This window comes from Geodermatophilus sp. SMS 5-13, assembly GCF_059428245.1.
The window spans coordinates 3,657,612-3,680,149 of record NZ_CP165729.1 but is presented as its reverse complement, the minus strand read 5'-3'; the positions used below and the strand labels follow the sequence as shown (position 1 = coordinate 3,680,149).

The following is a 22,538-nucleotide window of genomic DNA, read 5'->3' as shown; positions in this document are numbered from 1 at the left end:
CATCTAGGGACTGTTTCGGGCTCAAGTCCGGGGACTTGAGCCCGAAAAGTCCCTCAGACGCTGAAGCCGCGCTGACGGCGGACCAGCTTCTTGATCATGAACAGGGTCTGCAGCACGGTGATCAGGTAGAGCACCGGCCAGCCGATCGACAGGATCGCCGACTGGACGCCGACGCTCTGCTGGTTCCAGGCGAAGATCAGCACGACGAACGTGGCCACCGCGCAGACGGCCGGCATCACGTAGGCCGATCCGCGGCCGCGTTCGGCGGCCGCCTGCGCGGCCCAGTTGTCCTTCTCGGAGCGGGCGAAGAACTGCACCCACGCCGTCACGAAGTGCCCCATGCGGACCCACATGTACAGCTCCGCCGGGGCGAACAGCAGCGCGTAGAAGATGTCCGAGGCGCTCTTGTCGTGCATCGCCGCGGCGATGCGCAGGTTGAGCAGCGTGGCCACCGCCGGCGGGATCAGCCAGATCGGGTTGAAGACGAAGGCGTCGATCGACAGCGCCGCGGCGAGCAGCAGGAGGAAGCTCATGCGGGTGCCCACGTTGAACAGCATCGAGACGTTCTCGTACCAGCGCAGCCGCAGGTTGGGGTGCAACGGCTGACCCTTGTTGTCGCCGCGCTGGCCGGGCCAGAGCAGGTCGATGCCGCCGAAGTTCCACTTCACCTGCTGCCCGTGCAGCGCGCGCAGGGTGAGCATCGGCCCCACGAAGGCCCGGGCGCGGGCGCTGATCTTCGTGCTGAAGCCGGCGTCCTTGATCTGCAGCGAGAGCTTGGAGTCCTCCACCTCCGAGTCGCGCACCCACGGCGCGGACTGGTGGTGGCGGTACATGACCGACTCCAGGGCACGCATGCTGAACAGGCTGGCCTGACCGCCGAGGACGGCCATGTTCCGGCCGCGGACCAGGTTGTCCATGTTGAACCCGGCGAACTGGGCCCGCTGCCCGGCGACGAGGAAGCGCGCCATCGCGCCCTTCACCTTGCTCTTGTCGAAGGTGTAGATGGCCGAGATCCCGCCGATGCGCGGGTCGGAGACCATCTCCTTCTCGAGCCACTCGACGCAGCGGCGGTCGAGGGTGGTGTCGCCGTCGACGCCCAGGACGTAGTCGTAGCCGCGGCTGAGGTAGTAGCCGAAGTTCAGCGCGCCGACCTTCTTGTCCGGGTTCACCCCGATGTCGTGGACGTACACGTGGGTCCGGAAGACCTCGCCCTTGACCACCCGTTCGTGCGGGCCGGCGAAGCGCCGCGCGATCTCCGGGGTGTCGTCGTCGGTGTTGTTGATGATGACGTGGATGACGTCCGGCAGCCGCGTCTGGGACAGCAGCGAGGTGAGGACGTCGGCGATCGTCGACTCCTCGTTGTACGCCGGGACGATGCAGCTGATCGTCGCGGTGCGGGGGAGGTCGCGCGCCGGGTCGGTGAAGTCCTCCGGGAGCAGCGCGGTGATGTCGTGCACCTGGTCGTCGCCGCGCGCGACGAGCTGCACCCGGTCGGTGGCCCGGCGCAGGTTCGGCGTGGTCGGCATGAGGGCGGTCATGAGGGGTTCTCCTCGAGCGGCAGCTGGAGGGTGTCCAGCACGGTCTGGCGGAAGTAGGTCCCGGCGTCCTCTTCGGTCTCGACGAGGAGGTCGAACTGGACGGAGAGCGTCAGCGCCGTCGCCCCGGCGGTGGACGGCGCGAGGCTGAGCGCCGTGCCGTAGGCGAACGGCGGGGTGACGACGAACTCGCCGCGGTCCTCGGTGACCGTGGTCCGGGTGCTGCCGTCGTCGACGACGGCGACGAAGCGGGTGACCTTCGTGGCGGCGCCGCTGCCGCCCTCGATGTGCGCGGAGAGCTGGATGGTCTTGGCGTCGTCCGCCGACCAGCCCTTGGCGTCCTGGGTGGTCCAGTAGTCGACGACCACGCTGCTGTCTCCGGCGGGCAGCGTGTGGGTGATCGAGCCGGTGTCCAGGTCACCGGCCGGGCGGGCAGGTGTGGCGGCGGCCGGCTTCGTCGCCGCGGCGGCCGGTGCGGACGACGTCCGGGACGCGGACGGGCTCGCCGCCTCGACGTCCGGACTCATGGTGACGTCCGGCCAGTCGCAGGCTGCGAGCCCACCGGCCAGCACGAGCGCGAGCCCTGCTCCGGCCAGCCTGGACCGGGTGGTGCGTGACGACATGCGTGTGTTCCCCCCGTGGTGCGGCGACCTGGAGCGGTCACCGATGGCACTCAAAGGGAGGAACGAGGCGACCGCTCCCCCCAGCGGTCGTCACCGACGGTAAGGATCGGCCGGGGCGGGGGGAACGGCGCTCACGCGAAGGGTGGAACGGATGGGCCCCGGCGGGTGAGACCGGGCTCATAAGTGTTTACGCGGGGTTACGACGAGCTGTGCCCACCGTTAACGGGAGGGGTCGAGGACCAGCTTGCCGGTGGTGCGGCGGGCGAGCAGGTCCTGGTGCGCCTCGCGGACGGCGGAGAGCGGGTACCGCCCGCCGCCGATCGGCTTCAGGCCGCCCTCGGCGACCATGGGCAGGAGCTCCTCCACGGCCGCGTCCATCATCCCCGGCCGGCCCATGCAGTGGGCGAGCCAGAACCCGATGACGGCGCGGCTGCGCTGCAGCAGCGCGCCGGGCGGCACCGAGGGGGTCTCCTGCCGCGCCGCCATGCCGTAGGTGACCAGTCGGCCGAACGGCGCCAGCGCCGAGAGCGAGCCCGTGAACACGTTGCCGCCGGTCATCTCCAGGACGATGTCGACCGGCTTGCCGCCGTTGGCCTCGCGCAGCGCGGCGGTGAACTGCTTCGGGTCGTCGTCGGCGAGCGCGGGGTCGACGGAGGCGTCGGCGCCGAGCTCCTCGGTCAGCGCCCGCTTCTCCGGGCTGGAGGCGGTCGCGATCACCCGGCCGGCGCCCCACCGCTTCGCCAGCTGGACGGCGAGCGAGCCGACCCCGCCCGCCCCCGCGATGACGACGACCGACTCGCCCTGCGCCAGGTGGGCGCTGGTGCGCAGCAGGTGCCAGGCGGTCGAGCCCTGCAGGACCACCGCCAGCGCCTGCTCGTCGGTGACGCCGTCCGGCACCTCCCAGGTCAGCCGGGGGTGCGCGGCGACCTTCTCGGCGTAGCCGCCGCCGTCGAGCAGCCCGACCACGCGCGGCCCGCCGCCGGCCTTCGTGCCGACGAACTCCGCGCCCGGCGTCATCGGCAGCTGCTGGGCCGAGAGGTAGGAGTTCTCGATCTGGTGCGTGTCGGCGTAGTTGATGCCGGCGGCGGACACCTCGAAGAGCTCCTGCCCCTCGCCGGGGACCGGGTCGGGGAGGTCGACGACGTCGAGGACCTCGGGACCGCCGAAGCGGGTGATCTGCACAGCTCGCATGGACCTCAACCTAGGGGCATCGGGGTGACGGCCTGACGGGCTCCTGTCCGGCACAGAGCGGCGCCGTCGCGCAGAGGCGATCGAGTGACTGTGGCGTCCCGGTCATGTGCGGAGTCAGAAGGACGCGCTGTCCGGGCACCCCTCACCGCTGCGCAGGTAGGTGACCTCACCCGGCTCGGGGGAGTGGTAGGGCCCGTCCGTGGCCACGCCCTCGTTCACCGATCCGACCCGGACGCCGTCCGCATAGATCTGGACGCCGCCCACGGGCACCTCGGCGATGAAGGCGAACCCCGGGTTCACCGACCCCTGGGCCACGACCGTGGACCCTTGACGGAACTCCACGTCGAACCTGCCGTCGTCCGGGTCGTTGCTCGACGGCCCCTGGCACCACGCCACCCGCTGCACCCGGGGCTCCTCCTGCGAGCCGCACCCGGTCAGGGCCGCGAGGCAGAGCAGCAGCAGGGCAAGGCCGTGCTGGAGCCTGCCCTGCGCGCCCATGGTGATCACCTCGGGGCGCACTGTAAGGGCATCGGCCCGGGATGGTGGGTCAGTAGCTGCGCGGGAGGCCGAGGACCTGCGTGCCGATGTGGGCGAGGACGAGCTCCTCGGCGACCGGGATGTTCTTGCCGATCCGCGCGTCGCGGAACAGCCGCTCCACCGGGAACTCCTTGCTGTAGGCCATGCCGCCGAAGACCTGGAACGCCCGGTCGGCCGCCTCCCACGCCGCCTGCGCGCCGGTCAGCTTGGCCACGTTCGTCTCGGTGCCGCACGGCAGGCCCTGGTCGAACAGCCACGCCGCCTTGTAGGTCATGAGGCGGGCGAGCTCGGTTTTGGCCTTGATCTGCGCGAGCGGGAACTGGACCGCCTGGTTGGCGCCGATCGGCCGGCCGAACACCTGCCGCTCGCGGGCGTAGTCGCAGGCCACCCGCAGCGACGCCTCCGCCGAGCCGACGCCTCCGGCCGCGGCCAGGATCCGCTCGGGGTTGAGGACGTCCCACAGCACCTCGAAGCCGCGGTCCACCTCGCCCAGCACCCGGGACGCGGGCACGCGGACGTCGTCGAACCAGACCTGGCTGGACGTGACGACGTTGCCGCCGAGCTTCGGGATCGGGGTGTAGGTCAGCGTGCCGGCGGCCACTGCCTCGGCCACGTCGACGAGGAAGAGCGTGAAGCCGGACGTCCGCGGCTTCGCCTCGGGGGCGGGCGTCGTCCGCGTGACGGCGATCATCCAGCGCGCGTTCTCGATCCCCGAGATCCACACCTTCTGCCCGCGCAGCAGGAAGTCGTCGCCGTCCCGCCGCGCGGCCGTCGTGATCTCGAGGGCGTTGCTGCCGGCGTCCGGCTCGGTCAGCGCCAGGCAGAACTGGACCTCCCCGGTGGCGACGCCCGGCAGGATCGCCTCCTTCTGCTCCGCGGTGCCGTGCCGCGCCAGGGTCATCGCCCCGAAGCCGGGCGTGAGGATGTACAGGAAGATCCCGGCCGTGCCGCCCGAGGCGGCGAGCGTCTCGCAGGCCACCGCGAGCTCCAGCATCCCCTGGCCGCCCCCGCCGTACTCCTCCGGCACCGACAGCCCGATCCACCCGCCGTCGGCCAGGTCACGCCAGGCCTCGACGGGGAAGCGGTGCTCGTCCTCGCAGCGGGACCAGTAGGCGTGGTCGTACCGGGCCGCGACGGCGCCGACTCCGTCGCGCACGGCGAGAGCGGTGTCGGGCAGAGTGAAGTCCATGGGGGCCTCCGGCAGGCTCGGGAAGGATCCGCTCGTGTCCCTGGGATGGAACGCCGACCGTACGGCGATGCCCGACGCCGCGCGGCGCAACCACTGGAACAACCACGTCGAGCGGCACGGCTTCGCCGTGCCGGACCGCCCGGCCTTCCGGTTCCAGGGCCGGACGACGACGTGGGCGCAGCTGCGCGACCGGGTGCGGGCGCTGGCCGACGCCCTGAGCCGCCGCGGCGTCTCCGCGGGGGACCGGGTCGCCGTCCTCATGGGCAACCGGCCGGAGTTCATGGAGACCGTGCTCGCCGCGAACCGGCTGGGCGCGCTCGCCGTCCCGGTGAACTTCCGGCTCACCGGCCCTGAGGCGGCCTACATCCTGGAGAACTCCGGGGCGCGGCTGCTCGTCGTCGACGGCACCACCGCGGCCCTGGGTCGCGACGCGGCGGAGCGTCGGGCCGAGCCGCTGCCGATCGTGGTGGTCGACGGCCCGGGCTGGAGCGGCACGGAGCCGTACGAGTCGCTGATCGGGGAGAGCGGACCGACCGCGCCGCCGGTCGACGTCCCGGAGGACAGCCCGGCGCTGATCATGTACACCTCCGGCACGACCGGGCGGCCGAAGGGCGCCGTCCTCACCCATCAGAACCTGCAGTGCCAGGCGCTGACGATCATCCGCGCCTTCCAGCTGACCGGGGAGGGCGAGGTCAACCTGGTGGCCGCCCCGATGTTCCACATCGGGGCGATCGGCTCGATCGTGCCGCTGATCCTCATCGGCGGAACGCTCGTCGTGCTGCCCAGCGGGGCCTTCGACGCCGGGCACGTCCTCGACCTGTTCGAGCAGGAGCGGATCACCAGCGTCTTCCTGGTGCCCACCCAGTGGCAGGCGCTGTGCGCCGACCCGACCGTGGCCGGCCGGGACCTCTCCGCGCTGCGGGTGACCTCGTGGGGCGCGGCCCCGGCGTCGGACACCCTGCTGCGCCGCATGGCCGAGGTGTTCCCCGAGGCCCTCAACGTGGCCGTGTTCGGGCAGACGGAGATGTCACCGGTCACCTGCGTGCTGGAGGGCAGGGACGCGATCCGCAAGCTCGGGTCGGTCGGGCGGCTGGTGCCGACCGTCGCGGCGCGCGTGGTGGACGGCGAGATGAACGACGTCCCCCCAGGCACGGTGGGCGAGATCGTCTACCGGGGCCCGACCCTCATGGCGGGGTACTGGCAGAACCCGCAGGCCACGGCCGAGGCCTTCGCCGGCGGCTGGTTCCACTCGGGCGACCTGGTGCGGGTCGACGAGGAGGGCTTCCTCTACGTGGTGGACCGCGCCAAGGACATGATCATCTCCGGCGGCGAGAACGTGTACTGCGCCGAGGTGGAGAACGTCCTCGAGGGGCATCCCGCCATCCGCGAGGTGAGCGTGGTCGGCCGCGCGCACGCCAAGTGGGGCGAGACGCCGGTGGCCGTGGTCGCGCTGCACGATCCCGCGGCCGGCCTCGGCCTCGAGGAGCTGCGGTCCTGGGCGTCGCAGTTCCTGGCCCGCTACAAGCTGCCCACCGACCTCACGCTGGTCGACACGCTGCCCCGCAACGCGTCGGGAAAGGTGGTCAAGGACCAGCTCCGCCGGCAGGTCGGCTAGTGCCTGGTCAGGCAACCTTCGCCCGTTTGATCGTCTCGGCTCGGCGGACGACCTTGCGGAGCGCGGGGTCGGTCACGTGGCGGTTCCGCCAGGCGATGTAGCGGCGGATCATGCTGGCCTGCGCTCGGTGGCTGTCATGGTCGGTGCCGTCGAGGGCGAAGTAGCGCAGCGCGGTGAACTGGGCCTCGATCCGGTTCAGCCAGGACCCGTAGAAGGGCACGTAGGCCAGCTCGACGTTGTTCGCCGCGGCCCAGTCCCCGACCCGCCGATCGGTCTTGGTCGACCGGTGGGGACTGAAGTTGTCCAGCACGATCGCGATCCGCACCTGCGGTGGGTGCAGGGAGCGCAGGTAGCGGCAGAAGGCCAGGAACTGGGTGCGGTCCTTGCGCAGCCTGATGTGCCCGTAGAGCCGGTCAGTCGAGAGGTCGTAGCCGGCCAGCAGGTGACGGATCCCGTTCGGGCGCTTGTAGGTGGCCCGCCGGCGACGTCGCCGCGGCCGCCCCTGATCGCCGGAGCCAGCCGCGATCGGCGCCCACTGCCTGCCCGGATGCGGCTGCAGGTTCAGCGGCCCGAACTCGTCCATGCAGATCACCACGGTCGGGTCGCCGGGGCCGGGTGCGGCCTTGCCGTCGGCGATGGCATAGAGCCCCAGCACCCGGTTCTTCTTCGCCTCGTAGTCAGGATCGGTGCTGGTCTTCCAGGTCTTGATGGCCTGGAAAGGAGACGCCCTGCTCGCGCAGCAGCACGCGCAGCCCCTCGTGGGAGATGTCCTCAACCACCCCCTCGGCGACCAGGAAGTCGGCCAGCTTCGACAGGCTCCAGGTCGAGAACGGCAGCCCGTGATCGGCCGGCCGCCCCAGCGCGATCTTCTTGATCTGAGCCCGCTGCACGAGGTCGAACTTCGGTGGCCGCCCGCCGGCGTACTTCGGCCGGAGCGAGTCGAACCCGTCGGCGTTGAAGTTGTGCAGCACGTCGCGCACCCGATCAACGCTGGTGAACGTCACCTCGGCGATCTTCGCGGCATCCATGCCCTGCGCCGAGAGCAGCACCATCTGCGCCCGCCGCCAGGTCACCACCGAACCGCTGGACCGGCGCACGATCCGTAACAGCCGGTTGCCCTCGTCAGCGCTGATGGCACGGACCTGCACCCGATGCACCATCTCGCATCTCCTGTGGGGAAGACAGGATCAGACGACGCGAGACTCCAACCCCCGAGGCGGCTCAGGAAGGGCCAACGTTCGCAGCCGCGGCACTAGCAGCCTCGCGGATCGCGGCGGTGAGGGCCCCGGGGGCCTCCAGCGGCGCGAAGTGCCCGCTGCCGGGCAGCGCGGTGACCGAGACGTCGGCGAAGAACTAGCCGAGCCGGTCGCCCCACGCGGTGCGCCCTCCGGGCCAGCCGTGCAGCAGCACCACCGGCGGCCCCGCGCCGGCCCGGTCGTAGGCGAGCGAGAAGCCGTCGACCGGTCGCGAGCGGTGCACGGGCGGACCGTAGCGGCCCCTACCCGGGCTCGGTCAGGTGTGACCCGCGACCACCGACTAGGTTCCCGATGTCAGATCTGACGGCTGTCGGAGGAGTGGCACGTGGGCAGGTCGGTGCTGGTGACCGGTGGCAACCGGGGGATCGGGCTGGCCATCGCCCGCTCGTTCGCCGAGAACGGCGACTCGGTCGCGGTGACCCACCGCGGCAGCGGCGCCCCGGAGGGGCTGTTCGGCGTCCGGTGCGACGTCACCAGCACCGAGGACGTCGACCGCGCGTTCACCGAGGTCGAGGAGCACCAGGGCCCGGTCGAGGTGCTGATCAGCAATGCGGGCATCACCCGCGACGGGCTGCTGATGCGCATGAAGGAGGACGACTTCTCCGACGTCCTCGACGCCAACCTGACCGCCGCCTACCGGGTGGCCAAGCGGGCGGCGGCGCGGATGGTCCGCAACCGGTGGGGGCGGATGGTCTTCATCTCCTCCGTGGTCGGGCTGCTCGGCTCGGCGGGGCAGACGAACTACGCCGCGAGCAAGGCCGGCCTGGTCGGGCTGACCCGCTCGATCGCCCGCGAGCTGGGCAGCCGCAGCATCACGGCGAACGTGGTGGCGCCGGGCTTCGTGGCCACGGACATGACCGCCGAGCTGCCGGAGGCGCGGCAGAAGGAGATCCTGGGGCAGGTCCCGCTCGGCCGGTACGCCGACGCGGACGAGATCGCCGGCGTCGTCCGCTTCCTGGCGAGCGACGCGGCGGCCTACATCACCGGGGCGGTCGTCCCGGTCGACGGCGGACTGGGGATGGGGCACTGAGCATGGGAATCCTCGAGGGCAAGAAGGTCCTCGTCACCGGCGTGCTGACCGAGGCGTCGATCGCCTTCGCGACGGCGCGCCTCGCGCAGGAGCAGGGCGCCACCGTCGTCCTCTCCAACTTCGGCCGGGCCCTGTCGCTGTGCCAGCGGATCGCCAAGCGGCTGCCGCAGGAGGCGCCGGTCGTCGAGCTCGACGTCACCGACACCGAGCACCTGGCCACCCTGGCCGACCGGCTGCGCGAGCACGTCGGCGACACCCTCGACGGCGTCGTCCACTCGATCGGCTTCGCGCCGCAGGAGGCGATGGGCGACGGCTTCACCGAGGTCGCCTGGGAGCACGCGGCCACCGCCTTCCACGTCTCCACCTGGTCCTACGCCTCGCTCACCCACGCCTGCCGCCCCCTGTTCGGCGACTCGGCCTCGGTCGTGGGGCTGACCTTCGACGCGACCGTGGCCTGGCCGGTCTACGGCTGGATGGGCGCGGCCAAGGCGGCGCTGGAATCCACCTCGCGCTACCTCGCCCGCGAGCTCGGGCCGGACGGCGTGCGGGTCAACCTGGTCGCCGCCGGGCCGCTGCGCAGCATGGCGATGAAGTCCATCCCCGGCAGCAAGCAGTTCGAGGAGGCGTGGGAGGTCCGCGCCCCGCTCGGCTGGTCGGTCACCGACACCGAGCCGGCCGGCAAGGCGGTCGTCGCGCTGCTGTCGGACTGGTTCCCGGCGACCACCGGCGAGATCGTGCACGTCGACGGCGGCTACCACGCCGTGGGTGCCTAGCCCATGCCGTTGGCGTCCGACGTCGACCTCCACCCCGGCCAGCAACCCGACGAGGACCCGTCGCTCGCCGTCCGCAACAACGGAGGGACGCCGCCCTCCGCCGAGCCCGCCCCGCCCGGACGGCGCGAGGCACTGCTCGTGCTCTCCTTCGGCGGCCCCGAGGGGCACGAGGACGTGATGCCGTTCCTCGAGAACGTCACCCGCGGCCGCGGCATCCCGCGCGAGCGGCTGGAGGCGGTCGCCGAGCACTACCACCACTTCGGCGGGGTCAGCCCGATCAACGACCAGAACAAGGCGCTGATCGCCGCGGTCGAGGCCGAGTTCGCCGCGCACGGGGTGGACCTGCCGGTGTACTGGGGCAACCGCAACTGGGCGCCCTACGTCGAGGACACCTGGCGGCGGATGGCCGACGACGGCATCGAGCACGTCTACGTGTTCGCCACCTCGGCCTACGCCTCGGCGTCGGGCTGCCGGCAGTACCACGAGGACGTCGCCCGGGCCCGCGCGGCGACCACCGGCGGGGGCCCGACGGCGGAGAAGCTGCCGCACTACTTCGACCGGCCCGGTTTCGTCCGCGCCAACGCCGAGGCGCTGGCCGCGGCGCTCGCCTCGCTGCCCCTGGAGCACCGGGACACCGCCCGGCTCGTCGCCACCGCGCACAGCATCCCGAACGCCATGGCCGCCGTCGCGGGGCCGCAGGGGCACGCCTACGAGGCCGAGCTCCGGGCCGCCGCGAAGGCCGTGGTCGACGCCGTCGCCCCGGGCCGGGCGTTCGACCTGGTGTGGCAGAGCCGCAGCGGCCCGCCGGCGGTGCCGTGGCTGGAGCCCGACGTCAACGACCACCTGAAGGCGCTGGCCGGGGCGGGGGAGCAGGCCGTCGTCCTCTTCCCGGTGGGGTTCGTCAGCGACCACCTCGAGGTGATCTGGGACCTCGACAACGAGGCCCGGCAGACCGCGGCGGACCTGGGGCTGGCGTTCGCCCGCGCGGCGACGGCGGGCACCCACCCGGCGTTCGTGGCCACCGTGCGGGAACTGGTCGAGGAGCGCCGCGCCGGCACCGAGCCCCGCCTGGGCACGAACTGCCCCGCCGCCTGCTGCTTCGTGCGGCGCACGGCCCGACCGGCGAGTTGATCAATCCCGCGGGACGGCGTTGAAGCTCGCGGTCACCGCCTCGCGGACGGCCTGGGCCAGCGGGCGCAGCGCGTCGTCGCGGGCGGCGGCCTGGGCGTGGTTGACCGCGCCGCCCGGTGCGTCGGCCAGCGCCAGGTCGAGCACCGCGGCCAGCCGCTGCGCCCGGGCCAGCACCGACAGCGCGAGCGGGTCGTGGTCGGCGGGCAGCCCGACCGCCCGGGACGGCTTCGCCAGCCCGGCCAGCAGCGCCGGCACCTCCGGGTGCCACCGGGCGAGGTCGAGCCCGGCGAGGGTGCGGGCGGCGTCGCCGACGGCGAGGTCCAGCGCCCCGGAGACCGACCGCAGGGTGCCCTCGGGCGCCGGGGGCAGCGGAGGGGCGCCGTCCAGGGGGAACGCCGTCCACGCGACCGCCTCGGGACCGAGCGCCTCGGGCACCAGCGCGAGCCGCTCGCCCACCGCGGCCTGCCCGGACTCCATCGCGAGCGCGGCCAGCCCGGGGACCCGCGGGAGCCCGCGGACGTCGCCGGGCACCGGCAGCACCAGCCGGAAGCGGCGCTCGCCCAGGCCGCGCAGCGCGGTCAGCGCCCAACCGAGCGGCACCGCCTCGTCGGTGCCGGGCAGGCCGGCGACCCGGTGCGCGGTGTCGCCGAGCAGGGCGTCGAGGGCCTCGTCGTAGGAGGCACGGCCGGAGAGCCAGGCGGTCGCCCAGACCGCGAACCGGCCGGCGGGGAAGTCGTGCACGCAGCGAGGCTACGTCGTGACCCCCACGAGACCATTCCGGTGAGAAACTCCGGACGTGGACCCGTGGGTGCTCTGGCTGATCGCGTCCGGCCTGTTCGCGGCCGGTGAGCTGGTCAGCCTCGACCTCGTGCTGCTGATGTTCGCCGGCGGCGCGCTCGGCGGCATGGTCGTGGCGCTCGTCGGCGGTGCCGTGGTGTTCCAGCTGGTCGCCTTCGTGGCGGTGTCCCTGGCGCTGCTGGCCGTCGTCCGGCCGATCGCGCGGCGCCACCTCGAGCAGAGCACCCCGCTGCAGCTCGACGGCGTCGACACGCTGATCGGGAAGACCGCGCGGGTGACGCAGGCGGTCGACCGGCACAGCGGGCGGATCAAGCTGGGCGCCGACGAGTGGAGCGCCCGCAGCCAGTTCGACGGCGACGCGTTCGCCATCGGGCAGACGGTGCGGATCCTGAAGGTCGAGGGCGCCACGGCCCTGGTCGGCGACGCGTTGGAGTGACTGGCGCGCACGGATCGTGACCACGGCGGACGCGGCGGGGCAGGATCGCAGGTGACCGCGTAGAAAGGGGATTCCACCGTGGAGCCCGCCCTCATCGCCCTGCTGGTGGTCGCCGTACTGGTGATCATCGTGGTGGCCAAGAGCATCACCATCGTCCCGCAGGCCCAGGCCAAGGTCGTGGAACGGCTGGGCCGCTACAGCCGCACCCTGTCGCCGGGGCTGAACATCCTGGTGCCCTTCGTCGACCGGATCCGGGCCACCATCGACCTGCGCGAGCAGGTCATCTCGTTCCCGCCGCAGCCGGTCATCACGTCGGACAACCTGCAGGTCGGCATCGACACCGTCGTCTACTTCCAGGTGACCGACCCGCGGCTGGCGGTGTACGGCATCGCGAACTACATCACCGGCATGGAGCAGCTGACCACGACGACGCTGCGCAACGTGGTCGGCGGGCTGAACCTCGAGGGTGCGCTGACCGGCCGCGACGGCATCAACAGCCAGCTGCGCGAGGTGCTCGACGGCACCACCGGCCCGTGGGGCCTGCGGGTGGCCCGCGTCGAGATCAAGGCGATCGACCCGCCGCCGTCCATCCGCGACTCGATGGAGAAGCAGATGCGCGCCGACCGCGACAAGCGCGCGATCATCCTGCAGGCGGAGGGGCAGCGGCAGGCCGCCATCGCCACCGCCGAGGGGCAGAAGGCATCGGCGATCCTCTCCGCCGAGGGCAAGAAGCAGGCGGCGATCCTCGAGGCGGAGGCCGAGCGGCAGAGCCGGATCCTGCGCGCCGAGGGTGAGCGGGCCGCCCTGTTCCTGCAGGCCCAGGGCCAGGCCAAGTCGATCGAGACGGTCTTCCAGGCCATCCACGAGGGCAAGCCCGACCAGGGCCTGCTGGCCTACCAGTACCTGCAGACGCTGCCGCAGATCGCCCAGGGCGACGCCAACAAGATGTGGATCGTCCCCAGCGAGTTCAGCAAGGCGCTGGAGGGGCTGGCTCGCCTCGGCGGCGCGGACAGCGAGCGGTCCTTCCTCGACGTCCCGGCGTCCGGCAACGGCGGCGGCCCCTCGGGTGACCGCATCGACACCAGCGGCTGGTTCGAGTCCCAGCTGCCGCCGGCCGCCGATCAGCCGGAGGCGAAGATCGAGTTGCACACCATCGAGCCCGGCCTCTCCGCCGCGCCGTCCCTGGCCCAGGCCACCGAGGAGGCCCGGGAGGAGGGGGCGGCGGCCCTGCCGCCCGCCCCGCCGTCCCCGGGCCAGCCGGGCGCGTGACCGCTCCCTCGGCGCCGAAAGCCGGACGGCTTTCGGCGCCGAGGGAAAGGCTCAGTCCTTGAGGAGGCCCTCGCGGAGCTTGGCGAGGGTCTGCGACAGCAGCCGCGAGACGTGCATCTGCGAGATGCCGATGTCGGCGGCGATCTGCGACTGGGTCATGTTGCCGAAGAACCGCAGGATGAGGATGCGGCGCTCGCGGGCGGGGATCGTCGCCAGCAGCGGCTGCAGCGACTCGCGGTACTCGACGCCCTCCAGCGCGGCGTCCTCCTCGCCGAGGGTGGCCGCCAGGGTGGGGGAGTCGTCCTCCCCGGAGAGCCGCTCGTCGAGCGAGCTGGACCGGTAGGCGTTGGCGACGGCGAGGCCCTCGAGGACCTCCTCGCGCGGGATGCCCAGGTGCTCGGCCAGCTCGCTCGGCGTCGGCGCCCGGCCGTTCTTCTGCGCCAGCTCGCCGACCGCGGCGTTCAGCGACAGGTGCAGCTCCTGCAGCCGGCGCGGCACGCGCACCGACCAGCCCTGGTCGCGGAAGTGCCGCTTGATCTCACCGGTGATGGTCGGGACGGCGAAGGAGAGGAACTCCACCCCGCGGGTCGGGTCGAACCGGTCGATCGCCGCGATCAGGCCCAGCGTGCCGACCTGCAGCAGGTCGTCGAACGGCTCGCCGCGGTTGCTGAACCGCCGCGCGAAGTGCCGCACCAGCGGCAGGTGCTCCTCGACGAGGATCTCCCGCAGCCGCTCACGCCGCGGGTCGCCCTTCTCCAGCGTCGCCAGCTCGGCGAACAGCGGCGCGGTGCGCTCGGCCCGCCGCCGGTTGTCCGACACAGGGGTGCTGTCGGGCTCCGCGGTCGCGTCCGTCCCGGTGTCCGCATCGGCCTGGCGGTCCGGATCGGCGCCGCGCGATGCCCGGTTCGACGGGATGGCCGGCGGGGCCTCCTCCTCGGGGACCTCGACCGGCTGTTCGTGTGCAGGAATGTCGTCCTCCGCCGCTCGGGGGATCACGGACAGCCCTTTCGGGAGGGTGTCCTCGTCGCCGGGGGCTACCCGGCTCACCGCGGTACCGAGAGGTTCTGCCCGGCCCCGCTGATGGCCTCGGGGGGCCGCTGCCCGGGCAGGTACTTGTCCATGGAGATCACCGCGACGGGCTCGGCGGTGCCGTTGCCGGCCGGGACGTCGGCCTGGGTGGCCGGCCGCCCGGAGACGTTGTCGACCAGGGTCTGCAGCACCGCCCAGCCGAAGCCGTCGCGCGGCACGTCCGTGCCCTCGGCGGCGGGCACCCAGGCGTCGATGTGCAGCCCGGCGCGGCTGGTCTCGAACACGACCGTCAGCGGCGTGTCGCCCGCGGCCACCTGCACCAGCGTGGCGCACGCCTCGTCGACGGCGAGGCGGAGGTCCTCGACCGAGTCCAGGTCGTAGTCCATCCGCATGGCCAGGTCCCCGGCCATCGCCCGCACCGCGGGCAGCTGGGTCGGCGTCGTGGGCACCCGCAGCTCCAGCCGTTCCGCGCGCCGTCCGTCCGGCGCGTGGGCACCCCTCGAGTCCGCCATCCGTGTCCGCCCTCTCCTCGCCTGTCGTCGGTGGTCGCGGGTGCGAGCCCGCGGCAGCTCCACCCCATCCTGCCGGATCGCCGGGCGCGCCCGGTCGGGCGCGCGCGTGCAGCGACCCGGGCTCGCGCCCGAGGGGATGGCATACCCCTTCCGCCGCGGGCGGCAAACGTGGCGCTGACCACGGTGGAGGCCGCCCCGGGCGCGGTTGCCGACCCCCCGCCCGTGTTGTTGTCTGGCCGCAAATGAGTGCGAGTCCGGGGAGCGCGCCGCCGCCGATCCCACCGGGGGACGCGGGCACGGCCGCCCTGGTCCAGGCCATGGAGTCCGCCCCCGCCGGCATCTGGTTCCTCGCCGGCGCGGACGCCGAGCCGGTGTGGGCCAACGCGCGCGCCCGGGCGCTCGGTGGGCCCGGCGAGCTGCCCGCCGTCGGCGGGCACCGGGTGGCCGACCTGGTGGCCGGCGCCCTGCGCACCGGCCGGCCGGAGAGCGTGCACGGCCCCGTGGGGGACGGCGGCCCGGTCGCCAGCGCCGTCGTCCGCCCGCTGCCGACGGCCGGCGGCATGGGCGTGCTAGTGATCATCGAGCCGCAGGACGCCGGCGGCGAGCGGCCCTGGCCGAGCCCCGAGGCCGACGTCGTCGAGAAGGTGCAGCACAGCCTGCTGCCGCCGTCGCTGCCGCTGCTGCCGGACCTGTGGCTGTCCGGCAGCTACCACCGCGCCAGCTCGGTGCGCGCGGCCGGCGGCGACTGGTACGACGCGGTGCCGCTGGGCCGTGGCCGGCTGGGCCTGGTGGTGGGCGACGCGGTGGGGCACGGCGTGCCCGCCGCCGGCGCCATGAGCCGGCTGCGCGGCGCCCTGCGCTCGTGCGCGCTGCTGGACCCCGCCCCGGCCGCGGTGATCCGGGCGCTGGACGCCTTCGCCGGCCAGATGGAGGACGTCGAGGGGGCGTCGGTCTTCTACGGCGTGCTGGACGCCGCGACGGGGCGGCTCAGCTACGCCGCCGCGGGGCACCCCGCGCCGCTGGTCGTCGGCACCGACGGCCGCGCGCGCTTCCTGCCCGTGGTCCCGCGACCGCCGCTGGGCAGCGTGCCCGACGCGGTCACCCACGTCTCCGAGCACCAGCTCGAGCAGGGCGCCACGCTGATCCTCTTCTCCGACGGGGCGGTGGTCGGCTCGGCCGGGCAGCCGGGCGACGGGCTGGCCCGGCTGGCGCAGGTGGCCACCGAGGTCCTGGCCACGAGCGAGGTGCTCGAGGCAGGCGCCTCGGCCGAGCTCGCCGCGGCCGTCGCCGAGGGCGTGCGGACACCCTCGGGCTGGCCGGACGACGTCGCCGTCCTGGTCGCCCACCGGCGCGCGATGTCCCCGGAGCCGGTGCACCTCGACCTGGAGGCGGTGCCGTCGTCCCTGCCCGGGGTGCGGCGCCGGCTGGGCGGCTGGCTCGCCGACCTCGGCATGGGCGAGCAGGATCGGGTCGGCGTGATGGTCGCCGTGGGCGAGGCGTGCGCCAACGCCGTCGAGCACGCCTACCGCGGCCAGGAGCCGGGCCGGATGTACCTGCGCGCGGCGGTCGACGTCGACGGCGTGCTCACGGTCAGCGTCCGGGACGAGGGCACCTGGCGGCCGCCCGACCGGGATCCGGGCGACCGCGGCCGCGGGCTGCTGATCATGCGGCAGATGGTGGACCGGGTGGTGCTCGAGGAGGAGCACGGGACGACGGTGACGCTCAGCATCCGGCTGCGCCGCACCCCCGAGCTGGACGCCGAGCGCGCGGTGGCCGACGCCGCCGCGCACGTGACCGTGGACCGCACCGGCACCCGCCCCGTGGTCCGGGTGGAGGGCCCCGTCGACCAGGTCAGCGCCGAGCTGATGCGCATCAAGCTGCTCGAGGCCAGCCACGGGGGGACGGCGCCCGTCGAGCTCGACCTCGCCGGCGTGGGCCTGTTCACCAGCGCCGGTGTCCGCGTGGTGCTGGCGATCGCCCGCATCGCCCGCGACGAGCACTGGCGGCTGGCCGTGGACGCCCCCGAGGGCGGGGTCACCCGGCACCTGCTCGAGATCAGCGGTCTCGGCGGGCTCGTCGACCTGCTCTGACGGGGGACAGCGGCGCCCCGGCGGTTTGGGGCACGGCGCCGGTGCGCATCCCTTGCGCGTGAGACTGCGGCGCAGCGACGTCAACGGCCCCGGCTGGCGGCGTCGCCGCGCGGGCAGGGGCTTCGCCTACTTCGACACCGACGGGACGCTGATCAAGGACGAACGGCTGGACCGGGTCCGGGCGCTCGCCATCCCGCCCGCCTGGCAGGACGTGTGGATCTGCCCCTGGCCGGGCGGGCACATCCAGGCCACCGGGGTCGACGCCGCGGGCCGGCGGCAGTACCGCTACCACGACGAGTGGCGCGCCCGGCGGGACGCCGAGAAGCACGAGCGGGTGCTGGAGATCGCCCACCAGCTGCCCGACGTCCGCGACGCCGTGGTGGACGCGATCACCGGAAGTGGCCTGAGCCGGGAGCGGGTGCTGGCGGCCGCGGTCCGGCTGCTCGACCTCGGCGCGTTCCGGGTGGGCAGCGAGCAGTACGCCGAGGACAACGGCACCTTCGGGCTGGCCACGCTGCGCCAGGACCACGTCCGGGTGCGCGGGGAGAAGGTGTTCTTCGAGTTCCCCGCCAAGGGCGGCAAGAACTGGGAGCTCGAGCTCAAGGACAAGCCGACCGCCGACGTCGTCCGGGAGCTCATCAAGCGGCCGGAGGACACGGGGGAGGACCTGCTCGGCTACTGGGTGGACGACCCGGACGGCGGACGCAGCTGGCACGACGTCACGAGCACCGAGATCAACGCCTATCTCAAGGAGGTCAGCGACGCCGAGATCACCGCGAAGGACTTCCGCACCTGGAACGCCACCGTCCTCATGGCCGCGACCCTGGCCGAGACGCCGGCGCCGGCGTCGAGGACCGCGCGCAAGCGGGTGGTGAAGGCGGCCTACGAGCGGGTCTCGGACTCGCTGGGCAACACGCCCGCGGTCTGCAAGGCCTCCTACGTCGATCCGCGGGTGGTCGACCGGTTCGAGTCCGGCGAGACGATCGCCGAGGCGCTCGCGGAGGCGCAGCACGCCCCGGACGACCGGACCCAGCAGCGGGTGCTGGAGCAGGCGGTCTGCCGGATGCTCACCAGCGACTGAGGACGACGAAGGGCCCCGCCGGAACCGGCGGGGCCCTTCGTCAGAGGTTCAGTTCGCGGCGCTGTCGGCGATGGTGAACAGGTCGATCAGGCCGGTGACCTCCAGCGGGCGGGTGACCGCGCGGGTGGTCGCGATCAGCCGCAGGCCGACGTCGCGGGAGCGGGCGGCCTTCTGCGTCTCGACCAGCACGGCCAGGCCGGCCGACCCGAGGAACTGCACGCCCGAGAGGTCGATCACCAGCTCGCGCGGCTGCTGCTCCAGCTGGGTGTCGAGGGAGGAGCGCAGCACCGGGGCGGTGAAGGTGTCCACCTCGCCGACGACGGTCACCGTGACCACGCCGTCCTCACCGGTGGAGGTCGAGAGGGTGATGACGTCGTCGAAGGGCGCTTCCGTGCCCTCGGCCGGCACGTCGCGCTGACCCTCGGCGGGCAGGTCGGAAGTCGTCACGGACAGCAGCTCCTCTCGGCGGCAGAACCCGGCGGCAGTGCCGCGCGGTCAATCTACCGCTGCCCGATCCGGGAGCGTCGGGGCCCCGGACCAGGCCTTATGAACGTGTTACCTGCCGGAACGTGGTGTGCCCCGGCTCGAGACGGCTGCTTGTTCAACCGCGAACCCAACGTAGACAACTCAATCTTCGCACGACAACCCGCCCCGGGGTGTCCTTCCGGCGGAGGAACCCCGGGGCGGGGAGGGACGCGGGGGTCTAGTCGGTGAGGTGGACCGCCTGCTCCTCGGCGCTCTCGCCGCCGACCGGCTCGTCGGCGGTCGCCTCGACGTCGTCGGCTGTGCGGTTGGTCCCGGAGTCGGAGTCCGGCGAGGTGCTCGTGTCCTGCTCGTACTGCGCCATCGCCCGGTCGGGGCTCTCCGACGGGCGGACGTCCGCGGCGTCGTCCGGGATCTCCCGCTCCAGCCGGCCGGTGAGCGACTCGCCCTCCGACTGCTCGAAGGCGGTCGTCCCGAAGTCGACGGTGGCCGTCGGTCGCTCGCCGGGCTCCGGGGCGAACTCGGGGTCCTCGTTCTCGTAGATCGTCGGTGAGTCGTCCTGCGAGATGTCGGGGATCCCGTTGTCCTCGGGGAAGATGTCGCGGGCGGTCTGGCCCTCGGGCTCGCTCATCGCGGAAGTGCCTCCTTTGCACGGTTCGCCCTCCCGCCTACCCGCCGGTCCGGCTCTCATGCGGACGCCGGCTCGCGGCATGCCCGGCCGATCGCGGGGGTAGCGGCCCTCGCATGTCGATCGGTGAGGAGGTGCAGCGGTTGGGTGAGCCGGTACGTCGCTGGGCCCGGACCCAGAAGCGCGAGTACGGACGGAATGCCGAGCGCCCCCTCGAGGGCGACCTCGGCGCGATGGGCGTCTACACCGGGCTCGTCGCCGCGGGCGCGGCCGCGATCCGGGCCTCCGGCCGGGAGCTGCCCAGCCGCATCCCCCTCGGGGACGCCGTGCTGCTCACCGTCGCCACCTTCCGGCTCGCGAGACGGCTGGCCAAGGACCCCGTGACCAGCCCGATCCGCGCGCCGTTCACCGCGTTCCAGGGCCCGTCCGGGCACGCCGAGGTCGCCGAGGAGGTGCGCGAGCACGGCGGCGTGAAGCACGCGGTGGGGGAGCTGCTCACCTGTCCGTTCTGCCTGGCCCAGTGGGTGGGGACGGCGTTCGTCTTCGGCTACGCGACCGCGCCGCGGGCGACCCGGCTCGCGGCGCTGACGATGACCACGGTCGCCGGCTCCGACGTCCTCCAGTTCGTCTACGACGCCATCCAGAACGGCGTGCCGCGCCGGGACGGCGAGTCCTCCGGAGAGGTCCCCGGAGGAGGACGATGAGGGCCTCCGTCCGGTCCGCGCAGGGCAGGGCGGTCCGCGCCCGGTGACCTCTTCCCCCGAGGGCGTGTCCCTCGTCCGGGGGAGACCGGTGGCCGGTCGACCTGCCGCGGGTACCCGCCCGCCCCTATCCTGCGGATCTTGACCTCCGGCTGGTCATCACCCGGGCTGGGTCGCGGAGTGCGTGAGGGGAAGGGGCGGCATGCGATCGATCTGGCGCGGGGCGGTGTCGTTCGGCCTGGTCAGCATCGGCGTGAAGCTGTACTCCGCCACCGAGGACAAGGACATCCGGTTCCACCAGGTGCACGTCACCGACGGCGGGCGGATCAAGTACAAGCGGGTCTGCGCGATCGACGGGGACGAGGTCGAGTACGGCGACATCGCCAAGGGCTACGAGCTGCCCGACGGCCAGCTGGTGATCCTCACCGACGAGGACTTCGACGAGCTGCCGCTCTCGACGCGGCGCGAGATCGACGTCCTGCAGTTCGTCGACCAGGAGCAGATCGACCCGATCCACTTCGAGAAGACCTACTACCTGGAGCCCGACGGCCCCGCGACGCGCCCCTACGTGCTGCTGCGCGACGCGCTGGAGAACGCCGGCCAGGTCGCGATCACCAAGATCGCCCTGCGGCAGCGGGAGTCGCTGGCCGCGCTGCGGGTGCGCGACGGCGTCCTGGTGCTGCACACGATGCGCTGGCCGGACGAGATCCGGACGCCCGACTTCGGCTTCCTCGACGAGGACATCTCGGTGCGCCCGCAGGAGCTGCAGATGGCCGAGGCGCTGATCTCCTCGATGTCGGGCGCGTTCGACCCGGGTGAGTTCACCGACGACTACCGCGCCGCCATGGAGGCGCTGCTCGAGGCCAAGACCAGCGGCGGGGAGGTGCAGCCGGTCCCGGAGGTCGCCGACACCGGGGCGGCGGTCGTCGACCTGATGAGCGCGCTGCGGGCGTCGGTCGAGCGGGCGCGTGGCGGTGGCGACGCGGAGGAGAAGCCGGCCCCGCGGGCGACCGCCGCGAAGAAGGCCGCGCCGGCCAAGAAGGCGGCGCCGGCGAAGAAGACCGCCGCGCGCAGCACGGCCGCGAAGAAGACGACCGCCAAGAAGGCGGCGGCCGCCGACAAGCCGGCCAAGCGCGCCCGCCGCAGCGCCTGACGTGCCCGCCCGCCGGTCGGGCCCCGACCCGCTCGCCGAGTACCGCGCCAAGCGGGACCCGGCGCGCACCGCCGAGCCCGTGCCGGCGGAGGGGCAGCCGCTGCCGGCGGGCGACGACGACACCTTCGTCGTCCAGGAGCACCACACCCCGCGCGGTCGAGGCGAGCGGGTGCACTGGGACCTGCGGCTCGAGCGCGACGGCGTGCTGAAGAGCTGGGCCGTGCCCAAGGGGCCGCCGCTCGAGCCCGGGATGAACCGGCTCGCCGTCCCCACCGAGGACCACCCCCTCGAGTACGCGTCGTTCTCCGGGGAGATCGCGGCCGGCGAGTACGGCGGCGGGCACGTGACCATCTGGGACGCCGGCCGCTACGAGACCGAGAAGTGGGACGACCGGCACGTCATCGTGCACTTCACCGGCCGGCGGCTCGCCGGCCGCTACGTCCTCTTCCCGCTCGCCGACGGCACCTGGAACCTCAAGCGGCTCGACCCGGCCGAGGCCGCCCTGCCGCCGCGGCTGGCCCGCGAGGACTTCACCCCGATGCTGGCCACGCCCGGCGAGCTGCCCGCCGCTGCGGAGGACGACCGGTGGGGCTACGAGTTCAAGTGGGACGGCGTCCGCGCGGTCGCGTTCGTGACCGGCGGCCGGGTGCTGCTGCGCTCGCGCAGGGGCGACGACATCACCGTCCGCTATCCCGAGCTGGGCCGGGTGCCGGAGAGCCTCGCCGGGCGCGACGTCGTCGTCGACGGCGAGGTCGTGGCCCTCGACGAGCAGGGGCGCCCGGACTTCGGTGCGCTGCAGAACCGCATGCACCGCACCGGCGCCGAGGTGCCGGCGATGGCCGCGCAGAAGCCGGTCACCTACCTGGTCTTCGACCTGCTGGCCATCGACGGCGAGGACCTGCTCGACCGCCCGTACGCCGAGCGCCGGGAGCGGCTGGACGCGCTCGCGCCGAGCGGGCACCGCTGGGGCGCCACCCCGTGGTTCGCCGGGGGAGGGGAGACCATCGCCGCGGCCGGCCTGGAGAACGGGCTGGAGGGCGTCGTCGCCAAGCGGCTGGACTCGCCCTACCGCCCGGGCGTCCGCGGCCCCGAGTGGATCAAGGTCAAGAACTTCCGCACCCAGTCGGTGGTCGTCGGCGGCTGGCGGCCCGGCAAGGGACGGCGGGCCGGCGGGATCGGCTCGCTGCTGTTCGGCGTCCACGACGACGAGGGCCGGCTGGTCTACGCCGGCCACGTCGGCACCGGCTTCACCGACGCCGACCTGCGCGAGCTGAAGGGGCTGCTCACCCGGCGGAAGACCTCGCCGTTCGACGGCACGCTGCCACGCGAGGTCACCCGCGACGCGGTGTGGGTCGAGCCCACCCTGGTCGGCGAGGTCGCCTACGGGGTGTGGACGGCGGACGGCCGGCTGCGGCACCCCTCGTGGCGCGGGCTGCGTGACGACCTCGATCCGGACGACGTGGTGGTCGAATGGTGAA

General features: G+C 73.3%; 24 protein-coding genes. 11 read left to right on the top strand and 13 right to left on the bottom strand.

Features of this window, described 5'->3' with window-relative positions:
- Window positions 1-53: 53 nt before the first annotated feature.
- The 5 genes from AB3388_RS17800 to AB3388_RS17780 form a co-directional block, all read right to left on the bottom strand.
- Window positions 54-1,538, bottom strand: coding sequence for a glycosyltransferase family 2 protein (locus tag AB3388_RS17800; RefSeq protein ID WP_495406641.1), 1,485 nt, complete (start codon window positions 1,536-1,538; stop codon window positions 54-56).
- Complete coding sequence (locus AB3388_RS17795) at window positions 1,535-2,158, bottom strand: hypothetical protein (protein ID WP_495406640.1); 624 nt, start codon at window positions 2,156-2,158, stop codon at window positions 1,535-1,537. The genes AB3388_RS17800 and AB3388_RS17795 overlap by 4 nt, the downstream gene beginning before the upstream one ends.
- Window positions 2,159-2,377: 219 nt before the next feature.
- Window positions 2,378-3,349, bottom strand: coding sequence for a quinone oxidoreductase family protein (locus AB3388_RS17790; RefSeq protein ID WP_495406639.1), 972 nt, complete (start codon window positions 3,347-3,349; stop codon window positions 2,378-2,380).
- Between the two features lie 114 nt (window positions 3,350-3,463).
- Window positions 3,464-3,856 carry a hypothetical protein gene (locus AB3388_RS17785; RefSeq protein ID WP_495406638.1) on the bottom strand — a complete coding sequence of 131 codons (393 nt, stop codon included), beginning with the start codon at window positions 3,854-3,856 and terminating at the stop codon, window positions 3,464-3,466.
- Window positions 3,857-3,896: 40 nt separating this feature from the next.
- Window positions 3,897-5,075, bottom strand: coding sequence for an acyl-CoA dehydrogenase family protein (locus tag AB3388_RS17780; protein ID WP_495406637.1), 1,179 nt, complete (start codon window positions 5,073-5,075; stop codon window positions 3,897-3,899).
- A gap of 67 nt (window positions 5,076-5,142) precedes the next feature.
- On the opposite strand from AB3388_RS17780, the gene AB3388_RS17775 reads away from it, so the two are divergent.
- Entirely contained in the window at window positions 5,143-6,690 is a 1,548-nt protein-coding gene (locus AB3388_RS17775; RefSeq protein WP_495406636.1) for a long-chain-fatty-acid--CoA ligase, read from the top strand.
- Between the two features lie 7 nt (window positions 6,691-6,697).
- Here the strand turns inward: AB3388_RS17775 and AB3388_RS17770 are convergent, their stop codons facing one another.
- The 3 genes from AB3388_RS17770 to AB3388_RS17760 form a co-directional block, all read right to left on the bottom strand.
- A complete protein-coding gene (locus AB3388_RS17770; protein ID WP_495406635.1) occupies window positions 6,698-7,345 on the bottom strand; it encodes a transposase in 648 nt (215 codons plus the stop codon).
- Window positions 7,346-7,367: 22 nt separating this feature from the next.
- A complete protein-coding gene (locus AB3388_RS17765; protein ID WP_495406634.1) occupies window positions 7,368-7,838 on the bottom strand; it encodes a helix-turn-helix domain-containing protein in 471 nt (156 codons plus the stop codon).
- 205 nt (window positions 7,839-8,043) lie between these two features.
- On the bottom strand, window positions 8,044-8,169 hold the full coding sequence (locus AB3388_RS17760) for an alpha/beta fold hydrolase (protein ID WP_495406633.1): 126 nt from the start codon (window positions 8,167-8,169) through the stop codon (window positions 8,044-8,046).
- Between the two features lie 102 nt (window positions 8,170-8,271).
- On the opposite strand from AB3388_RS17760, the gene fabG reads away from it, so the two are divergent.
- From fabG to AB3388_RS17745, 3 genes are read left to right on the top strand one after another with little or no spacing between them, the layout of a single operon-like run.
- Window positions 8,272-8,976, top strand: a complete 705-nt coding sequence (gene fabG / locus AB3388_RS17755) for a 3-oxoacyl-ACP reductase FabG (protein ID WP_495406632.1) — start codon at window positions 8,272-8,274, stop codon at window positions 8,974-8,976.
- Between the two features lie 2 nt (window positions 8,977-8,978).
- Window positions 8,979-9,749 (top strand): enoyl-ACP reductase FabI, encoded by a 771-nt coding sequence (gene fabI, locus AB3388_RS17750; protein WP_495406631.1) that lies wholly within the window; start codon window positions 8,979-8,981, stop codon window positions 9,747-9,749.
- A gap of 3 nt (window positions 9,750-9,752) precedes the next feature.
- A complete protein-coding gene (locus AB3388_RS17745) occupies window positions 9,753-10,880 on the top strand; it encodes a ferrochelatase (protein WP_495406630.1) in 1,128 nt (375 codons plus the stop codon).
- Here the strand turns inward: AB3388_RS17745 and AB3388_RS17740 are convergent, their stop codons facing one another.
- Complete coding sequence (locus tag AB3388_RS17740; RefSeq protein ID WP_495406629.1) at window positions 10,881-11,621, bottom strand: Rv1486c family protein; 741 nt, start codon at window positions 11,619-11,621, stop codon at window positions 10,881-10,883. It abuts the gene before it with no gap.
- A gap of 55 nt (window positions 11,622-11,676) precedes the next feature.
- Between AB3388_RS17740 and AB3388_RS17735 the strand changes: the two genes are divergently transcribed.
- Both AB3388_RS17735 and AB3388_RS17730 read left to right on the top strand, forming a co-directional pair.
- Window positions 11,677-12,114 (top strand): NfeD family protein, encoded by a 438-nt coding sequence (locus AB3388_RS17735; protein ID WP_495406628.1) that lies wholly within the window; start codon window positions 11,677-11,679, stop codon window positions 12,112-12,114.
- A 78-nt stretch (window positions 12,115-12,192) separates the two neighbouring features.
- Window positions 12,193-13,383, top strand: coding sequence for an SPFH domain-containing protein (locus AB3388_RS17730; RefSeq protein WP_495406627.1), 1,191 nt, complete (start codon window positions 12,193-12,195; stop codon window positions 13,381-13,383).
- A 51-nt stretch (window positions 13,384-13,434) separates the two neighbouring features.
- Here the strand turns inward: AB3388_RS17730 and AB3388_RS17725 are convergent, their stop codons facing one another.
- Together AB3388_RS17725 and AB3388_RS17720 are read right to left on the bottom strand one after the other, a co-directional pair.
- Window positions 13,435-14,379, bottom strand: coding sequence for an RNA polymerase sigma factor SigF (locus AB3388_RS17725; RefSeq protein ID WP_495406626.1), 945 nt, complete (start codon window positions 14,377-14,379; stop codon window positions 13,435-13,437).
- 47 nt (window positions 14,380-14,426) lie between these two features.
- The gene (locus AB3388_RS17720) at window positions 14,427-14,924 is read right to left on the bottom strand and encodes an ATP-binding protein (RefSeq protein WP_495406625.1); all 498 of its coding nucleotides are present in this window, start codon (window positions 14,922-14,924) and stop codon (window positions 14,427-14,429) included.
- Between the two features lie 317 nt (window positions 14,925-15,241).
- Here AB3388_RS17720 and AB3388_RS17715 point away from each other — a divergent pair, with 317 nt between their 5' ends.
- Window positions 15,242-17,014, top strand: coding sequence for a SpoIIE family protein phosphatase (locus AB3388_RS17715; protein ID WP_495406624.1), 1,773 nt, complete (start codon window positions 15,242-15,244; stop codon window positions 17,012-17,014).
- A gap of 58 nt (window positions 17,015-17,072) precedes the next feature.
- On the top strand, window positions 17,073-18,095 hold the full coding sequence (locus tag AB3388_RS17710; protein ID WP_495406623.1) for a DNA topoisomerase IB: 1,023 nt from the start codon (window positions 17,073-17,075) through the stop codon (window positions 18,093-18,095).
- 48 nt (window positions 18,096-18,143) lie between these two features.
- On the opposite strand, the gene AB3388_RS17705 is transcribed toward AB3388_RS17710, so the two are convergent.
- Both AB3388_RS17705 and AB3388_RS17700 read right to left on the bottom strand, forming a co-directional pair.
- Window positions 18,144-18,542, bottom strand: a complete 399-nt coding sequence (locus AB3388_RS17705; RefSeq protein WP_495406622.1) for an STAS domain-containing protein — start codon at window positions 18,540-18,542, stop codon at window positions 18,144-18,146.
- Window positions 18,543-18,798: 256 nt separating this feature from the next.
- Window positions 18,799-19,209 (bottom strand): hypothetical protein, encoded by a 411-nt coding sequence (locus tag AB3388_RS17700; protein WP_495406621.1) that lies wholly within the window; start codon window positions 19,207-19,209, stop codon window positions 18,799-18,801.
- A gap of 113 nt (window positions 19,210-19,322) precedes the next feature.
- On the opposite strand from AB3388_RS17700, the gene AB3388_RS17695 reads away from it, so the two are divergent.
- The 3 genes from AB3388_RS17695 (at window position 19,323) to ligD (ending at window position 22,537) form a co-directional block, all read left to right on the top strand.
- Complete coding sequence (locus AB3388_RS17695) at window positions 19,323-19,910, top strand: DUF1360 domain-containing protein (RefSeq protein WP_495406620.1); 588 nt, start codon at window positions 19,323-19,325, stop codon at window positions 19,908-19,910.
- Between the two features lie 199 nt (window positions 19,911-20,109).
- Complete coding sequence (gene ku, locus AB3388_RS17690; protein ID WP_495406619.1) at window positions 20,110-21,060, top strand: non-homologous end joining protein Ku; 951 nt, start codon at window positions 20,110-20,112, stop codon at window positions 21,058-21,060.
- 1 nt (window position 21,061) lies between these two features.
- A complete protein-coding gene (gene ligD, locus AB3388_RS17685) occupies window positions 21,062-22,537 on the top strand; it encodes a non-homologous end-joining DNA ligase (protein ID WP_495406618.1) in 1,476 nt (491 codons plus the stop codon).
- Window position 22,538: the final 1 nt, after the last annotated feature.

Excerpts from the sequence above, each read along its gene's own strand:
- AB3388_RS17775 (WP_495406636.1), top strand. The coding sequence starts at position 5,143 with ATGCCCGACGCCGCGCGGCGCAACCACTGGAACAACCACGTCGAGCGG.
- AB3388_RS17720 (WP_495406625.1), bottom strand. The coding sequence starts at position 14,924 with ATGGCGGACTCGAGGGGTGCCCACGCGCCGGACGGACGGCGCGCGGAA.
- AB3388_RS17715 (WP_495406624.1), top strand. The coding sequence starts at position 15,242 with ATGGAGTCCGCCCCCGCCGGCATCTGGTTCCTCGCCGGCGCGGACGCC.
- AB3388_RS17800 (WP_495406641.1), bottom strand. The coding sequence starts at position 1,538 with ATGACCGCCCTCATGCCGACCACGCCGAACCTGCGCCGGGCCACCGAC.
- ku (WP_495406619.1), top strand. The coding sequence starts at position 20,110 with ATGCGATCGATCTGGCGCGGGGCGGTGTCGTTCGGCCTGGTCAGCATC.
- fabI (WP_495406631.1), top strand. The coding sequence starts at position 8,979 with ATGGGAATCCTCGAGGGCAAGAAGGTCCTCGTCACCGGCGTGCTGACC.
- AB3388_RS17795 (WP_495406640.1), bottom strand. The coding sequence starts at position 2,158 with ATGTCGTCACGCACCACCCGGTCCAGGCTGGCCGGAGCAGGGCTCGCG.
- AB3388_RS17695 (WP_495406620.1), top strand. The coding sequence starts at position 19,323 with ATGTCGATCGGTGAGGAGGTGCAGCGGTTGGGTGAGCCGGTACGTCGC.
- AB3388_RS17700 (WP_495406621.1), bottom strand. The coding sequence starts at position 19,209 with ATGAGCGAGCCCGAGGGCCAGACCGCCCGCGACATCTTCCCCGAGGAC.
- AB3388_RS17780 (WP_495406637.1), bottom strand. The coding sequence starts at position 5,075 with ATGGACTTCACTCTGCCCGACACCGCTCTCGCCGTGCGCGACGGAGTC.
- AB3388_RS17745 (WP_495406630.1), top strand. The coding sequence starts at position 9,753 with ATGCCGTTGGCGTCCGACGTCGACCTCCACCCCGGCCAGCAACCCGAC.
- AB3388_RS17790 (WP_495406639.1), bottom strand. The coding sequence starts at position 3,349 with ATGCGAGCTGTGCAGATCACCCGCTTCGGCGGTCCCGAGGTCCTCGAC.